Source organism: Maridesulfovibrio bastinii DSM 16055 (assembly GCF_000429985.1).
Taxonomy (GTDB): domain Bacteria; phylum Desulfobacterota; class Desulfovibrionia; order Desulfovibrionales; family Desulfovibrionaceae; genus Maridesulfovibrio; species Maridesulfovibrio bastinii.
Genome location: NZ_AUCX01000009.1, coordinates 206,130 through 222,539 on the forward strand (window position 1 = coordinate 206,130; position 16,410 = coordinate 222,539).

Annotated in this window: 15 protein-coding genes; 5 read left to right on the forward strand and 10 right to left on the reverse strand. The window is 44.1% G+C overall.

The genetic code is table 11. The features are described from left to right. Positions 1-69: 69 nt before the first annotated feature. From G496_RS0105425 to chrA, 4 genes are all read right to left on the reverse strand, one after another. Positions 70-324: a hypothetical protein gene (locus tag G496_RS0105425; RefSeq protein ID WP_027178391.1), complete on the reverse strand. Its 255-nt coding sequence runs from the start codon at positions 322-324 to the stop codon at positions 70-72. Positions 325-1,047: 723 nt separating this feature from the next. After that, the gene (locus G496_RS0105430) at positions 1,048-1,962 is read right to left on the reverse strand and encodes a zinc dependent phospholipase C family protein (RefSeq protein ID WP_027178392.1); all 915 of its coding nucleotides are present in this window, start codon (positions 1,960-1,962) and stop codon (positions 1,048-1,050) included. A gap of 67 nt (positions 1,963-2,029) precedes the next feature. Next, complete coding sequence (locus G496_RS0105435) at positions 2,030-3,421, reverse strand: phospholipase D-like domain-containing protein (RefSeq protein ID WP_034632450.1); 1,392 nt, start codon at positions 3,419-3,421, stop codon at positions 2,030-2,032. 12 nt (positions 3,422-3,433) lie between these two features. After that, positions 3,434-4,585, reverse strand: a complete 1,152-nt coding sequence (chrA, locus tag G496_RS0105440; protein WP_027178394.1) for a chromate efflux transporter — start codon at positions 4,583-4,585, stop codon at positions 3,434-3,436. 197 nt (positions 4,586-4,782) lie between these two features. On the opposite strand from chrA, the gene G496_RS0105445 reads away from it, so the two are divergent. Genes G496_RS0105445 through G496_RS0105455 form a run of 3 tightly spaced genes read left to right on the forward strand, consistent with a single transcriptional unit; the run spans position 4,783 to position 7,479 of the window. Beyond that, positions 4,783-5,955 carry a cyclic nucleotide-binding domain-containing protein gene (locus G496_RS0105445; RefSeq protein WP_027178395.1) on the forward strand — a complete coding sequence of 391 codons (1,173 nt, stop codon included), beginning with the start codon at positions 4,783-4,785 and terminating at the stop codon, positions 5,953-5,955. After that, positions 5,952-6,728: a motility protein A gene (locus G496_RS0105450; protein ID WP_027178396.1), complete on the forward strand. Its 777-nt coding sequence runs from the start codon at positions 5,952-5,954 to the stop codon at positions 6,726-6,728. The genes G496_RS0105445 and G496_RS0105450 overlap by 4 nt, the downstream gene beginning before the upstream one ends. A gap of 16 nt (positions 6,729-6,744) precedes the next feature. Next, a complete protein-coding gene (locus tag G496_RS0105455; RefSeq protein WP_027178397.1) occupies positions 6,745-7,479 on the forward strand; it encodes an OmpA family protein in 735 nt (244 codons plus the stop codon). A gap of 45 nt (positions 7,480-7,524) precedes the next feature. Here G496_RS0105455 and G496_RS0105460 read toward each other — a convergent pair whose 3' ends face one another. The 3 genes from G496_RS0105460 to G496_RS0105475 all read right to left on the reverse strand — a co-directional run bounded on the left by G496_RS0105460 (position 7,525) and on the right by G496_RS0105475 (position 10,115). Then, positions 7,525-8,403 (reverse strand): DMT family transporter, encoded by an 879-nt coding sequence (locus G496_RS0105460; RefSeq protein WP_027178398.1) that lies wholly within the window; start codon positions 8,401-8,403, stop codon positions 7,525-7,527. Positions 8,404-8,518: 115 nt separating this feature from the next. Continuing rightward, complete coding sequence (locus G496_RS0105465) at positions 8,519-9,253, reverse strand: class I SAM-dependent methyltransferase (RefSeq protein WP_027178399.1); 735 nt, start codon at positions 9,251-9,253, stop codon at positions 8,519-8,521. Between the two features lie 232 nt (positions 9,254-9,485). Further along, the gene (locus G496_RS0105475; protein WP_027178401.1) at positions 9,486-10,115 is read right to left on the reverse strand and encodes a peroxiredoxin; all 630 of its coding nucleotides are present in this window, start codon (positions 10,113-10,115) and stop codon (positions 9,486-9,488) included. Between the two features lie 226 nt (positions 10,116-10,341). On the opposite strand from G496_RS0105475, the gene G496_RS0105480 reads away from it, so the two are divergent. Together G496_RS0105480 and G496_RS18915 are read left to right on the forward strand one after the other, a co-directional pair. Further along, complete coding sequence (locus tag G496_RS0105480) at positions 10,342-13,224, forward strand: insulinase family protein (RefSeq protein WP_027178402.1); 2,883 nt, start codon at positions 10,342-10,344, stop codon at positions 13,222-13,224. 156 nt (positions 13,225-13,380) lie between these two features. Next, complete coding sequence (locus G496_RS18915) at positions 13,381-13,944, forward strand: OmpA family protein (protein WP_051294845.1); 564 nt, start codon at positions 13,381-13,383, stop codon at positions 13,942-13,944. A 60-nt stretch (positions 13,945-14,004) separates the two neighbouring features. On the opposite strand, the gene G496_RS0105490 is transcribed toward G496_RS18915, so the two are convergent. The 3 genes from G496_RS0105490 to G496_RS18920 are packed head-to-tail and all read right to left on the reverse strand — an operon-like array spanning position 14,005 to position 16,341. Beyond that, the gene (locus tag G496_RS0105490) at positions 14,005-14,616 is read right to left on the reverse strand and encodes an FmdE family protein (protein ID WP_027178403.1); all 612 of its coding nucleotides are present in this window, start codon (positions 14,614-14,616) and stop codon (positions 14,005-14,007) included. A 43-nt stretch (positions 14,617-14,659) separates the two neighbouring features. Then, positions 14,660-15,442, reverse strand: coding sequence for an ABC transporter ATP-binding protein (locus tag G496_RS0105495; protein WP_245577868.1), 783 nt, complete (start codon positions 15,440-15,442; stop codon positions 14,660-14,662). Continuing rightward, entirely contained in the window at positions 15,439-16,341 is a 903-nt protein-coding gene (locus G496_RS18920; RefSeq protein WP_245577869.1) for a FecCD family ABC transporter permease, read from the reverse strand. Before G496_RS18920 ends, G496_RS0105495 begins: the two co-directional genes overlap by 4 nt. Between the last annotated feature and the right edge of the window lie 69 nt (positions 16,342-16,410).

Sequence of the window (16,410 nt, forward strand, 5' to 3'; positions counted from 1 at the left end):
ACCGGGGCCGTATCGGGAATCACAACGATTTCCGATATGTTTGTGGACAGTCTTTATATATAAATAACTCTACATAGAGCGTGCCAGACGGCTTTTGTATTCCGGAGAAATCTCCAGACGTTCAATCTTGCGAAGATCAATCAGAGAGCTTTTTCCCATGGACTCAACCTTCTTAGCGTGACGGATGCATACAACCGTCCAGACGGGAAGCCAGAGTCCGAGCGTTGCCAATGTCAGCACAGCATGAATGCTGTGATTTACTTCATCGCTTCTGTTGCTCTTACGAGATGCGTTCCAAGCCTTGAAAGCTCCAATTGCGTACATTTTTATATCCTCCAAAACAGAGTGTTTTGTTTTGTTCCTGTTGATTCCCAAGTATGTTCAAGAGTGCATCAAGTCAACATGTATCAAGGTGAAAATAACAGTTTGAAGATAAATTTTATTCGTCACGTTGTTATCAAAATAAATTAAGTTATTTTAGTGCCTTATCTTTTGTAAGAGTGCTTGATTATTGTCCTGTGGCAAAAGTTGCTATATAAAGTAGTCTTGTTTTCAATAGTTGGTATCTATTTCTGTGATGTGCATTTTGACCCAATTATAGATGGGTATGAACAATTTTATCAATATCTTAATTTATTGATTTTATGTAATTTTATTATATTTACAGAAAAATTTTGCTAAAATTGTTAATTTTTGTAAAGGGTGAAGAGAAAAAAATGTGATCGAATATTTTACCCTAGTGTCTGTATAAATAGCCAGTGTGAATGTATTTGAATGTAGCGTTAATGTAGTAGCTATGTAACTTTTTTAAATTGTACATTGAAATAGCTTAAAACAACAGTCGCTTAAAATAGAGCCTTCATAAAATGGAAAATTGAAATAACAAAATTGTTTAATAGAGAACTTAATTCATGAAAAATTAATAAATTCGTATTTTATTCTGATTTTTTAAGATGCTCATAAATATTCTTCTTGTTCTTAGAGCGAGTGCTTATGCTGATTTAAATGGAACAGAAATTTAAACAGACTTAACCTTTATTCCGGGGATTATGATCCTGATTGGTCTTTATCCGCTTTGAGCAGCATGTCCGTGCCTTCAATAAACGGGAGGGTGAACAGTTCGGAGTCCACATCAAATTTTACGATGAAAGCTTTTTTGCGTCTTTTCAAAGAGTTTCTCAACTTATTGTCGAGGCCCGCAGCTCCAAGGTTAGCACTGCCTATGGGATCATAATTAAGTGCTCTGGCTTCAAAAGGGTTGTTAATCAGATCAACAACACTTCTAAAGGACAGATCAAGCATGGCCCGCAGGTAGTCTATCTGGTAGGCCGGAATTACTTTACGGGAAAAGTTTAAGGAAGCGTGCACCGGGCGGTATTCCAAAAGTCCAATGGACCTATGGAAGACTCTTTTTTTCAGAAGAAAGCTGAGTTTTCTGGAATCCATAGAACTCCACAGTGATTTATCGGCATTTTTTGCTGCCAGCCGGAATAAAGCTTCGGCCTCTTTTGTAGACCAGACAACCTGATCATCAGCCAGCATTTCAACATAGACATGGCTTAGCCTTCCACCGGAGGGAGCTTGAGCCAGCAGGTTGGGAACGTAATAATTATGGGCCACAATATCCGCTGCCAGATGTGATAGATAGCCCATGGCGAATGCTTTCAACGACCTGTTGTCAGCGTTCTGCAAAATCCTGAATCCAGTATTCCAGTTGTGGCTATGGCTTTTTTTGGCCTTTGAACCTTTACCGATAAAGATGTCAGCACTAAGACTCCCGTAGCGAAAGAGATCCGGGTGGGCAGCCAGTATCGAAGATATTTCGTTAGGTAAAAGCCACAGTCTTGAAAGCAGGGCATTGCTCAGTGCCATGTGTACTCCCGGTCCCCATGCAAAAGCGCATGAACTGAAACCGAGTATAAAAACAAGCACAAGTATAAAAATGGGAAGAATTTTGTTCATTAATGGTCCTGTTTATAATTAGCGCCTGTTTTTAAAATAATATCTTTTCTCCTGTGGTCAATTTTTATTAGAGCAGCGGGGCAACAATACGCGCCATGCCTTCACACAAGTTTCTGAAAGCTCCCACTTTAGAAGCTCCTTCCGTTCCTTCACGCATGAGCCGGCCGACCCAGCAGTGGACATCTTCTATGTAATGGGCCGAGTAGGTGAATGTGACTATTTCATAGTTCAGGAACAGACTGCGCATATCCATATTCGCTGAGCCTACAACCGCCAGTCTGTCATCAACCACAACAACTTTCGCGTGAACCATATGCGGATATTTTATTATTGTGCCGCCGCTTTTTTCCAGCTCCCTTAAATGTGTTCCCCGAGCCAGATCAGCCAGATTATGATTTGATTTTTTAGGCACCAGTACCCGGACATCAACTCCGCGCTGGGCAGCAAGTCGCAGTGCCTGAGCAAGGGATTCATCCGGTACATAATACGGGGTGACTATCCATATTCTTGATGCAGCTGTAAACGCAGCTGTAAGCAGTGCGTCATGCACCGGGTCGTTGGGAACATCAGGCCCGGAAGGCACCACCTGAGCAATACCACGTCCCGGTAATGAAGTAACCCTCTCCGACGGTGGCAGCAGTTCAAGCCATTTTCCGTGGGAGAAATGCCAGTCGGAGTTGAATACTTCGCAGAAAAAGTGGACCGCAGGGCCTTCCATAATAAACGAAAGATCCAGCCAGCGATCTTTAAAGGGCTTAGGCCCAATGTATTCACGGGCGATATTTGTACCCCCTGCAATAACTCTCCGCTGGTCGGCTATGGCAATTTTGCGGTGATTTCGCAGATTGGCCTTACCATGAAACGGAGAGCGCAGGATAGGCATAAAGTAGGCTACTTCTCCGCCTGCATCGGTCAGTTTGGAAAGAAATCCTCTTGTTGTGAAAAGTGATCCTATATCATCAAGCAGGAGCTTGACTTCAACTCCTTCGGAAGCTCTGCGGGCAAGGCGCTCAACAATCTCGGTACCGACTTCATCCCTTGCCAGAATAAAAGTGGTAATCCAGATTTGGGACTCTGCTGACTCAATGAGGTTGACCAGTTCTTCATAGACTTCAATACCATCATTGCAGAGTTGAAAAAAATTGCCTGAGGTTGCTCCGGGTATTTTATATTCTCTGAGCATCAGGTCGATGGGGTCTGCCTGATCAGGGGGAATTGTCTCCTGAACTTCAAGGTGCAGGTCTTCTTTGGTTCTGGCGTCGCGTTTCATTTTACGTCCGCCGAAGATAAGATAGAGCGGGACTCCGAGGTAGGGAATGAAAAATATTACCATCAGCCATGCCAGGGCGGCTGACGATGATTTCTGTTTTACGATGATGTTCATCACCAGAGCTGCGGCAAGTAGGAAACCGCAGACAATTGCCAGATGCCATAAAATAAGGTGCAGTTCTAAATCCATTTTATCTCCAGATCATATTATCCCGGCGAGCAGGGAAATTACTGAACAGGCCAGTACAACTTTCAGGATATCAATACCTTTGTATATTGCAGTGAATGAAATTACCAGAATCAGAATGGTCAGAGGTTGAACAGGCATGGCAATCAGGAATTGTCCGCTGATGTAAACCATTAGAGCAACAAGGGAGATAAGGCTTCCTTTTAAGGCCTTGTGCATTATGGATGATCCACTGAGTTGTTCATAAAAAGGTGCTGCGGAGTTGATGATAATAAATGACGGTGCAAAAACAGAAAGGGTGGCGATAACAGCTCCGGTAATTTGGTGCAGACTGTAGCCGACAAAAGCCGAGGTCATAACAATAGGGCCGGGAGTAACCTGCCCAAGGGCAATGCCGTCCATGAAAACCGAACGGCTCATCCATGCATGTTTTTCCACAATCTCATGCAGCATTAACGGCAGGGAAACATATCCGCCTCCGAAGGCGAAAAGATCAATCTTCATCATGGTTATGGAGATTTTGAAAAGTTCCCTGTCAAAAAGGAAAAGAATAATGCAGGCCGCAGCGAGTATGGAAAGCATTTTGAGCAGTACATTAAAGCCGTTTTTTTTATGAACGGTTTCAATTCTTTTCACTTTAATGCTTTCTTTAAGAAGAAAGACAGAAGCCAGACAGACTATTATCAATGCCCAGATGGGGCCGCTTCCGGCAAGCATCAGTATTAATGCCGCAATGCAGAGCATCCAGTGTATTCTTTCTTTTAGATAAAGGCGGGCAAACGATATTGCAGCATTGGCGACAAAGGCAGTTATCACAGCTTTTAAACCTGTAAATAAGCTGCTGACTACTGCTGTTTCGCCATAGGTAAAATAAATTATTGAAAGTGCGGTCATCATGGCAAAAGCAGGTATTCCGAATCCGGCATAAGCTGCCAAGGCTCCGGCTATACCTCTGGCCCGCAGGCCGGACCATGCTGCCACCTGCATGGCTGTAGCTCCGGGAACTATCTGGGCAAGCCCCATCCCTGCTGAAAAATCAGCTTCGCTTACCCATCCGTATTTTTCGACAACATCCCGCCTTATATACGGAACCATCGCCGGACCGCCAAACGCGGTACACCCCAGTTTCAGAAATGTCAGGAAAATATTTAGTAATGTTGCTTTCATATTGTTTCGGCTTTTAAATATAGTCTTTGTTGTTCTTTATGATGATCTAATGTAAGAAAGATTAAAGATACTATAATTTTGTGGAAAGTGTCCTTGATAATATCCGGTCGAGGCACTGTATTCTCTAATTGACGGCCGGGCAAATGTCACATGTCCGGTGGTTATCTTGTTAAATCGTACTTAGTCAGGAGTCATCAATGCCGCCCAGCAGCCCGAATATTAAATCTTTTTTCAAGGGCCAGGAAATTTTTAAGGCCGGGCAGGAAAGCAGCGTCGCCTACATGATTAAAAAGGGCGCGGTTAATATTTATAAAGTTGTCAGTAATGAAAAGATAATCCTTGCCAGACTGAGCGAGGGTGAGATTTTTGGCGAAATGGGCGTTATCGGCGGCGGCTGCCGCTCGGCAAGTGCGGAAGCGGCTGAGTATTGTGATCTGGTCGTGCTGACTGATCAGATCATGATGAAACTGCTTGATCAGTGCCCGAAGACAATTCAGTACATGACCCGGCTGCTGGTTAAAAGACTCGCCAGAACCGGGGATATGGTCCAGCCCAAGGGACACCGCAGTGATTTTGTAAGTATCTGCCGTATTCTTGATCTCTGTTATCGTGATCATCTCAATATGCCCCGTGATAAAGCTAAAAAAGAGCGTAATTATGATCTGGGACTTGAGCTGAATAAACTCTGCAAAACAATCAGAAGCATCATACTTGTTTCGCAATCAGAAATTGATGCGGTGCTGGCCAAGCTCAAAAGCCTCAGAATTATTGAGGTGAAAGATCTCCGGGCAGGGAAGGCTTTTCCTGAAAAATATATTCAGATTGCCACTCCGGAGACATTTATCGAAGTTACCAACAATCTGTATAAGGAACTCAAAAAAAGCTCCGGTTATTCCTGTTCGGAACTTCAGGTCGTGGACATTTATGAAATTGCCACCATGCTCGAAACGGAACCGAACATTCTTTATAAAAAAATGGCGCAGGAAGATTTTCCGGAGAGTATGTTCATGTTTGACAGGCAGAAAGTCCTTGAATGGGCAGCCGGAAAGGAACCGGGATATTTCAGCAAGGTAGCAAAAAAGAAAAAGAGCATTGATGAGCTTGAAGATATAGATGATGTCGTTTTTGTGGACAACGCTACTCTTAAAGAAGTTTTCAACCGTCTTGGGTATCATAAGCTTGGACTGCTGATGAGCATTGCCGAAGATGACGCCAGAAAAAAAATACTGGCCAATCTGGCTAAAAAAATTGCCAAGATAGTTCAGGATGAAATCGCCGGCAGGGATAATGTTGATCCTGCTGAAGCGGAAGATGCCGTTGCCGAACTCTTTGAACTTGTCCGCGAAATTAAAGGGGGTGGCAACAAGTGAACATAGCGACAATAATAGGCATTCTTTTCGGCGTAGCCATTCTGGGAGTAGCCACCTACACTTCAACTGATTCAGTCGGTGTATTTATAAATCTTCCGGGTATAGCTATTGTCGGAGGCGGAACTATCGCTTCAACTTTCATCTGCTATCCTCTGCGCGAAGTTATGCGCGTTCTTAAAGTTTTTATGATGGCAATGGGTGCTGAGGAGCTGCCCCTTGAAAATTATATCCGGGTCATAGTCAATCTTTCAAAAGAAATGGCCAGCAAGGGTGAAGACCATCTCGAAAAAAGTTTGAAATCAATTGAAAATGATTTTTTGAGAGACGGCATGCAGATGCTTATAGACGGTTATTCCAAAGATGAGATCAAGGAAATTTTGGATAACCGCATCCAGCAGTATCATGAGCAGGAATACAGTGCCGCCGGTATTTACCGCACCATGGCAACCCTTTCGCCTGCCTTTGGTATTATCGGAACCCTGATCGGGCTGATCGCTATGATGCAGGGCATGGGTGATGATATTGCAAGCATCGGTCCCGCCATGGCCACCGCCCTGACCACAACTCTTTACGGCGCTTTGTTTGCCAATATGCTCTTCATGCCCATAGCAATTAAAGTTGAAAAACGTATTGATGAAATTACACTTCTCATGTGTGTTATTCGGGACGGTATTTTATTCATCAAAGAAAAAACACCGTCGGCAATTGTTATGGATAAGCTTAAAGGATATCTGCCGCCTAGAAAATGGGCGACTGTAAAGGCTTCCAGATAGGTTGTCAGGAGGTTTCATGCCTGAACCGTTTCAGCTGAAAAAGAAAGCGCCTCAAGGGGAAGAGGGTGGCTGGGCTTTAACCCTTGCCGATATGATGACTCTTCTGCTGTGCTTCTTTGTGCTTTTGCTGGCAATTGCTGATGTTGATAAGCAGAAATATAAAGAAGTTTCAGATTCACTTTCTTCTGCTATGGGGGTTCCGGTTGCTGACGATCAGAGCCGGAGCAATTATTCTGTTCCCGGAAGCCGGATAAGCATAAATCCTGAAGGACGTAACCTTTTTGACCTGCAACTGGAGATTTCCCGTCTTGTCGGAAAATCAAGTGACGCAATTGAGATAAGAATGCGTCCTGACGCTGTGGCTATAATCTTGAAAGGTGCGGTCTTTTTTGATCTAGGCCGGGCTGATCTTACTGCCAGAGCAAGATCGGTACTTGGTAAAATTGTTCCGAAGCTTGTAACAACCCGATATAATATTGTGGTTGAGGGACATTCAGATAATCTGCCCATACATTCCTCGCAGTTCCCTTCAAACTGGGAACTTTCTTCAGCCAGAGCATGCGCTGTAGCAAGGTATCTGATTGATGCCGGATTAAGTAAGAAAAAGATTAAAGTTCTGGGCATGGCCGACACCAGACCGCTTGTCCCGAATGTTGATGCCGCTGGTAATTCAATCCCTGAAAATCAAAAGAAAAACCGCCGGGTTACATTGCTTATATATGATTCACAAGGTCAATCTAAAGCTGATTGATCGTCAGTGATCAAAGTGTTTCTTCCGTATGATCAGGCCGTTAAGCTATTGTTTCAACTGCGAGATGATCATTCCGCATAACATCAGACCACAACCGACAATGCCCTGAGTTGTCATTGTTTCACCAAGCAGCAGACAGCCTGAAACCGCTGCAAAAAAAGATTCCAGACTTAAGATTATGGCAGCGTGTGCCGGTTTGGCATCCTTCTGGGCAACAACTTGGAGTGTATAGGCTACCCCCACGGACATCAGGCCGCCGTATAAAATAGGAATAGCTCCCCCTATAAGTCCTTCCAGAGTTATTTTTTCAAGTGCAACAGCGAGTATCAGCGAGAAAATTGAGCAGGCCGCAAATTGAACGCAGGCCAGTTTTATTGAATCCATACGTGGTGACAGCCATGCGATTATCAGTACATGCCCCGCCCAGAAAAAAGCACTGAAGAAAACAAGCATGTCTCCGAAATTTATTTTCAAAGAACCGTGAACACTTAGAAGATACATTCCGACAACGGCAAGTACCGCTCCGGTCCATGTTCCCGTTCCGGTTTTCTGTTTCCACAGCAGTCCCATAATGGGAACCAGAACAACGTAAAGACCGGTTATGAATCCGGCGTTTCCGGCGGTGGTGTAGACTACCCCCCATTGCTGGAGTGTGGCTCCGGCAAAAAGGGCTGCGCCTGAAATAACACCACCAATAAGAAGCTGTTTTCTATCTGCAGGAGTATAACTGCCTTGTTTTTTCTTTTTGCCGTCAAGAAATCTGATAAGGGGAATTAGGGCTAAAGCTCCAATGGCGAATCTGGTTCCGTTAAATGTCAGTGGCCCGACATAATCCATTCCGACTCTCTGGGCCACAAAAGCAGCTCCCCATATAACCGCAGTTGTCAGCAGTAAAAAATCTGCCTTTACACTTCTTATATTCATTTCGCTCTCTTAGGTTTTTTACAGGATAGTAAGTCTTGGAATTGAACGAAAAAAAACTATGAGTCAAATAAAAATTAATAAATATAGTGTGCAAAAAGGTGGGGAGTGAAGTCTGCTATGGTTCCGGGGCGGTTTTCCAGGCGTGTATAGGGGTTAGCGGTCTCCTGCTGACAAAATCAACCCTTGTTACGGTGAAAGCTCCTATAATCGGGGGATATATAAAGCCGTTAAGCTGCTTCCAAGGGGAAGCTTCCTTCCATGACCACATAGGTCCCGGCAGAACCGAACGGGTGGATCTTGATCTGCATCCTGTTGATTTGCTGATGAGGCGGTTCATTCCCGGCAGGGAGAACCAGTTAGCCTGACGCAGTGTACCGTTGGAAGCCCAGGGCCACATTCGTCCGTGGGTCAGAAAATAAATTGAGTGTCTGTTCAGAAAACCTATCAGTACCCCTCCGGCTGAAACCCTTGCGGCTTCCTTAAGCATGGCTCCGGGGTCGGAGCAGAATTCAAGAACAGTCCATAATACAGTAAAATCAAATTCATTGTCATCAAAGGCCAGCCGTTCTCCATTGCAAAGATGCAGAGAGGCCTTGTTACCCATACGTTTTCTTGCAGCCTGTAGCATGACCGGAGAATGATCAATTCCGCTGACGTCAAAGCCGCACCGGTACAGATGGTCAAGGAAGATACCGGTACCGCACCCGATTTCCAGAAGTTTGCTCTTTCTGCGCGGCCATACGGAAATCATGTGGTCCATGATTCGTATTTCCTGTTCAAGGGCAAATTTACCTTCTGGAGTGCGAAACCATTTCTCATATTTTTCGGCGTCAAAACCGTCCCAGACCATTTTATCCCCTACAGTGAGTTGTTTTTGTGCTGATAAAATTACAGCAAGCTTTGCAACTGACAAATCAATACATAAACATAGAGAACAGGCTGGTCAAACAGCTTCACTTATAAAAAAAATGATTTGGAAAAAAATTTGGCGGATTCCTTTTTTAAAGGAATCCGCCGGAGGATATCAAGGAGGCGAATATTGACTGTAACTATTTGTTTTATCCGCTTATCCGGTATATTTTTTAATCGTTAAGGTCTTCGTAAACCTTGCCGACAAGTTTTTCTGACGGAGTAAGTGTCTTTTCACCCGGACTCCATTTTGCGGGGCAGGCTTCTGCCGGGTGATCTTTCACATAAACAAAGGCTTTTACTTTTCTAAGCAGTTCATCCGCATTTCTGCCTACATTGTAGTAGTTTATTTCAGATGAAACCAGCACCCCTTCGGGGTCGATCAGGAAGGTGCCACGCAGTGCCTGTCCTGTTTCCGGGTCATACACGTTAAAGAATTTTGAAACTTCGCCTGTCGGGTCGGATGCCATTTTGAATTTAACATCTTTCAGGAGTCTCTCATCAGTCTTCCATGCAAGGTGCACAAATTTGCTGTCTGTTGAGACTGAAATAACTTCGCATCCAGCCTCTTTAAGGGCTTCTTCTTTTGAAGCAAGGTCTGCCAGCTCTGTGGGGCAGACAAAAGTAAAATCAGCCGGGTAGAAGAAGAGAACAGTCCATTTACCTTCTTTTTGGATTTTTTCGAAATCCACTTCGGTAAATCCGAAGTCTTCGGGATCATAAGCCTCCAGAACAAACGGAGGAACTTTCTGACCAATCTCTGCAACGTAAAGTAATTCTTCTTGTTCATTATCGAAGTTCATTGCTAATCTCCTGTTTATATATTTCTGTTGAACTTATTTTTAAACTATCATTTCCCGTTGATGTTGTAATTAGACTAGGGCAAAGAAATTTATCCGTCAAGTAAAAAGTAACTATTATCATTACTGAGTTAAAACCCTAAAAATATGTCTAATTTTTAAAATAGTATTGCTTGAGAGAAAAAAATATTTATGTAAGTTTTATGAATAATGAAAAAAGGAGAACTACATGAGCGAAATATACGGATTCAAGGAAGTATCGAGGGAAAAGTTAGCTGAAGTCGGAGGGGATGCTGTTGTTTATGAGCATATCAAAACCGGAGGGCGTGTTCTTTCAATCATCAATGCTGACGAAAATAAAACATTCGGAATAAGTTTCAGAACTCCGCCGGAAAACAGTACCGGTCTTGCCCATATCCTTGAGCATTCAGTTCTCTGCGGTTCACGCAAGTATCCTGTCAAAGAACCTTTTGTGGAGCTGCTTAAGGGGTCTTTGCAGACTTTTTTAAATGCCATGACATTTCCTGATAAAACCGTTTATCCGGTAGCAAGCCCCAATGTGCAGGATTTTTATAATCTTGTGGATGTCTATCTTGATGCTGTTTTCCATCCGGCCCTCACCCCTAACACTCTGATGCAGGAAGGATGGCATTATGTTCCCGGAGAAGATGGCAGCTATGAATACAAGGGTGTCGTTTTCAATGAGATGAAAGGGGTCTATTCTTCACCTGACAGCCTGCTTTATGAGCACACCCAGCATTCCATTTTTCCTGATAATACCTATGGTCTTGATTCAGGTGGGGACCCTGCTGTTATCCCTGATCTGACATTTGAAGATTTTATGAATTTCCATGAACGGTATTACCATCCCTCTAATTCTTATGCATTTTTCTATGGCGATGATGACCCAGACGAAAGGTTGCGTATTCTTGATGAATATTTTTCAGAATATGACCAAAAAGATCCGCAGTCCGAAATAGCTTTGCAGAAATCATTTGCAAAACCTGTTTCTGTAGAGAAAAAATATGCGGCTGAGGGCGAAGATTCAAAATCAATGGTAACCGTAAGTTTTCTGCTGCCTGAAGCCACCTCACCGGAAGCCGGGCTTGCTTTTGATGTCCTTGAGGAACTGCTCATTGGCTTGCCGTCCTCACCGTTAAGAAAGGCTTTGAATGATTCCGGACTTGGAGAAGATCTCGCCGGAGCCGGTTTTGAAAGTGAATTACGGCAGATGTTTTTCTCCGTAGGGCTTAAGGGGATCCGCAGAGATGATTCCGCAAAAGTAGAAGCATTAATTCTCCAGACGCTGACAGACCTTGCTGAGAAAGGATTTGATTCCGGCGATATTGAAGCCGCATTGAACACCGTTGAATTTGACCTGCGTGAAAACAATTCCGGTTCATACCCCCGTGGTCTGATGGTCATGCTGAATTCTTTGACCACATGGCTTTACGATGGCGATCCCCTCGGGAACGTCAGATATGAGAACCGCCTTGCTGATCTGAAAAAGCAGCTGGAATCAGGTTCCAATTTATTTGAAGAGATGATCAGGCGTTATTTCCTTGAAAATAAGCATCGGACAACAGTTCTGCTGTCTCCTGATACCGGACTTGGTGCTGAAATCAGGAAGCGTGAAACTGAAAGGCTGGAGAAAGAAATTTCCGCAATGGATGAAGCTGAACTGCAAGCCGTTGCCGAGAAAGCTGTTGAACTCAAGCGTCTGCAGGAGTTACCCGATTCTCCCGAGAATCTGGCGAAAATACCCCGATTGAAAGTATCCGACCTGCCAAAGAACAATGTTGAAATTCCCTGCGAAGAAAAAGATGGACTGCTTTTCCATGATATTGATACCAGCGGAATTCTGTATCTTGATCTTGTTTTTGATATGTCGGCAGTTCCGGACAGCCTGCTTTCACTTGTTCCTGTATTCGGTAGAGCTTTGATAGAACTCGGCAGCAGCAGGACCGGTTTTGTTGAACTGACAAGGCGTATTGCCGCTAATACAGGCGGCATAAGCCCGACTTCCATTGTTGGAGCCAGATACAGTGATAAAAGCTGCACCGCCAATTTTGTTCTGCGTGCCAAGTCTACAGTGGAAAAAGCTCCGGCAATGTTCGATATTTTAAATGAACTTTTACTTGATGCGGATTTTTCAAACCGTGACAGGTTGCGCCAGATAATTCTTGAATCAAAAGCTCGTTTTGAACACCGGGTGATTCCCTCTGGGCATGCTATGGCCGCGACAAGGATGAAAGCCCGTTTCAGTGACGCCGGATATATTACCGAGCAGATGAGCGGTATTTCCGAATTGCAGTACCTTCGTAGACTTGCCGCAAGGATTGATGACGATTTTGATTCCGTGAAAAATGATCTCGAAAAACTCCGGGATATAATTATAAATAAAAACGGTCTGCTGGCTAATGTGACTGTCGATAAGTCTCATTATTCCGGTATTGCCGCAGACCTTGAAGGTTTGCGAAGTGCTCTTCCGGCAAATAAACTTCAGCCTGTTAAGCGTGACCGGGGCAGCTATTCCAGCAAGGAAGGTTTATGCATACCGGCACAGGTGAATTATGTCTCCAAGGGTGCAGAAGTTTATAGTCACGGCTATGAGTTCAGCGGCTCGGCTTTTGTTGTCAGCCGTTTTCTGCGCACCGGATACCTCTGGGATCGCATCAGGGTTCAAGGTGGGGCTTACGGTTCCTTTGCCATGTTCGACAGGGCATCCGGATCGCTTTTATATGCCTCATACCGTGATCCCAATCTTGCCGGAACCATAAATGAATATGATGGCATAGGTTCATATCTGGAAAAAGTGGAAATAGACCGTGATGAGCTTGAAAAGGCTGTGATCGGCGGAATAGGTGATATTGATAAATATCAGCTCCCGGACGCAAAGGGCTTTACCTCCCTGCTGTATTTTCTGACAGATAATGATGCCGCAATGCGTCAGAAAATCCGTGAAGAGGTCCTCACCTGCGGTCAGGATGATTTCCGTAATTTCGCTATTGCCGCAAAGGCTGTTGCCGAAAATGGAGACATAGTTGTCATCGGCGGTAGAGAAGGTCTTGAAAAATCAGGACTTGATTTTGATCTTGTAGACATTTTGTAGTTGACTGTAGTTTTTTATGTAAAGTCCCTGCTTTTCTAAGAAAAGCAGGGACTTTCAATTTTGTGACAGGATTAATGTAATTGGGGAATTGATATAAATGTGACTAAGTAGTATTGTATCAGGATATTATAGTATTTATTTTGTCGGAGGTTTTTAATGAGAAAAATTTTATGCCTGTTCTTGCTGTGTCTTTTTATGCTTCCAGTATCCGGTTCCTATGCACAGGATATCTTTGCCCACAATTCCCATGAAATTTTGGAAATGTTATTGAAAACAGATGGTAATGGTGGAGATATTCCGGGTAAAGCCTATCTTAAAATTGAATTTGATGTGAATTCAGCTAAAATAAAGCAGGCAGGGATACCTCTGGTTAATGAACTTGTTACGGCTATGAAATCACCGCGAGGAGCAGCTATGAAAGTCCTTCTCCGCGGACACACGGACTCCGATGGCAGCAGGGCAGCCAATAAACGACTCAGCCTGCACCGTGCTGAAGCAGTGCGCACTTATATGGTTAAGAATGGAATTTCAAAGGACAGGATTAAAGTTGAAGGCTGTGGTGAGGATGAACCGCTTGTGCCTAATTCTTCTGCTGCTGCAAAGGCCCGCAACAGAAGGGTTGAGGTTGTAAATATTACTGAAGGCAGTGATGCCACTGTTCCGAATCCCGGTTATACTGAAGAACCTGTAACTGAACCTGTTGAAAATTTTAAATTTTAGCCTGACGACTGCATATAGAAGCTGAAATGAAAGGGACCGCACGGTCCCTTTTTTATCTGGTTATATTTTTTGCTCAACTTTATTGAAACAGGGAATGCAGAGCTTCCGGCCATCAAACAATCTGATTCTTGATTCCATCGTGCTCTCTCCGCATTCGTCACAGGTAATGCTTTGCAGAACTTTTGCATCCCTTGGCAGAGATATTTGCGGTTTTTCTATTTTGAACAGCTCATCCAGCGATTGATTGTAGATATTGTCTTCGACCTGTTTTCTCAGCTGAAAATTGAGTCTGGTTTCATCTTCATTCGCTTCTCCGGCGAGAAATTTTTTCATTAGAGCAACCATCTCCACTCCCTGTCTGCCATACGCATCAGGGTTTAAAACGGCTCTAAAGCATTCTCCGGTTTCCTTTTTAAAAAAGTTGAAGGCCATCTTTCCATAATCGCGGAAAAGGAGGTTACCTTTGCCGACAGTACAACCAGTTAAAAAAGAAATGGCATCAACTCCGCACATATCTGTCTCACAGATTGCAACAAGCGCATTCTGATCATTGTGTCCCAGTTTTTGTAAGCATAATTCGGAAGCTCTGACTCCGATAGCCAGTCCCGGACATTTGTGACCGTGATAAGCAGCTACTTTCTCTATTGTTTCTTCAGGTATGGAGCAGTTCATTTTAATTCCTTCTCTCAGGTTGAATATTCAAAATTCCAGTCTGTTATTCCTCAATCGGGTGAATAACCGGTTTTCCATTTCTGGTTTCTATTTCCACGGGAACATCATAAACAGTTTCAATGATTTCAGGAGTTACTGTCTCCGATAGACAACAGGCCATAATGCGGCCATCTTTCAGGAATAAAAATTTATCGGCAAATCTCAGGGCTGTATTCAGGTCATGCATGGTCAGGACCGCCGAGACTTTGTGACCGCAGACAACAGCTTTGATCATTCTCAGAATATCCAGCTGGTTTTTTAAATCCAGACTGCTGGTGGGTTCGTCCAGAAGAAGAACTTCAGGTTCCTGAACCAGTGCTCTTGCTATGCTAACTTTCTGGAGTTCTCCTCCGCTCAGTCTGTCTATATAGCGCAGGCTCATTTTTTCCAGAGACAGCCTTTTTATTGCCGCATCAACAATTTTAATATCGTGCTCACGGACCCGCCATTTGATGTGCGGTTTGCGTCCCATAAGTATTGCGTCAAAAACTGTGAGTCTGGCGGCATCAACTCTCTGCGGAACATAGCCCAAAAGTTTGGCTATATCGTCCGGCCTTAAGTCATAAACGCTTGTATCCTGTATGAAGACAGTCCCGCCTGATGGTTTATGAATGGCATTAAGACATTTTAAAAGTGTTGTTTTTCCGGCTCCATTAGGGCCGAGTATGGCCAGCAGTTCTCCTTTCTTTACTTCAAAATTTAAATTTTCGAGGATGTTAGTGCTGTTTTTGTAGCTGAACTGTAAACCATTAACAGTTAAATTTATGGTGGAGGGGTTCATATTCATACCCTGTTCCCCTTTATTATCAAAAAGATAAAAACAGGAGCTCCAAGGAATGCCGTTAGAATGGAGACAGGCAGAACACTGGGTGCAAGAACAAGTCGTGCTACAGTATCTGCCGCCAGAAGGAGTCCTCCTCCCAGAATGGCTGAAGCCGGTAGCAGAAAGCGGTAATCATCACCTATAAGCCTTCTGACCATGTGCGGGCAGACGAGGCCTACAAATCCTATTATACCGAGAAAGGAAACAATTACGGCTGTAACCAGAGAAGTTAAAAGCATCCCGGTCAGGCGGATGCGGTCAACCTTTACTCCAAGTCCTCTGGCTGTTTCATCACCAGCTTCAATAGCATTCAAATCCCATCTGTGGACTGTAAACCAGATTCCGCAGATCAGGAGTGCTGCTGTCATTATTCCCAGTTCAGTCCATGTGGCTCGTGCAACATCTCCAAACGTCCAGAAGACCATTGCCGCCAGCTGCACGTCATCCGCAAAATATTGTAAAAGCATTGTTCCGGCTGTGAATAAGGCCCCAAGAGCTACCCCTGTAAGGACCATGGATTCAGGACTTGCCTTGCGTGCTTTTGAGACCGCAATAATCGCAAATGTGGATAACAGGCTGAATATGAAAGCTACCGCTGTTGTTGTGTAGGGACTGTTCAGGGATATGGCTCCCACATTTGAGCTGGTCATAGTACCTAGACCGAGAACCATAACAGAGAAAGCGGCTCCAAAGGCCGCTGCATGGGTTATTCCCAGAGTGAAAGGTGATCCCAGAGGATTGCGCAGAACAGCCTGCATAACTGCACCGGAGAGGGATAATCCGGCTCCTGCCACAATCGCGGTTAAGGCCTGAGGTAATCTTATATTCCAGATGATAAGATCAAAGCGTTTTGAAATAGCCACGACCTCTATGTGTGACTATCGGCTCTTCTCTTCTGTTTTCAACGGGTTGCCGACTGACGTCTGCAACCC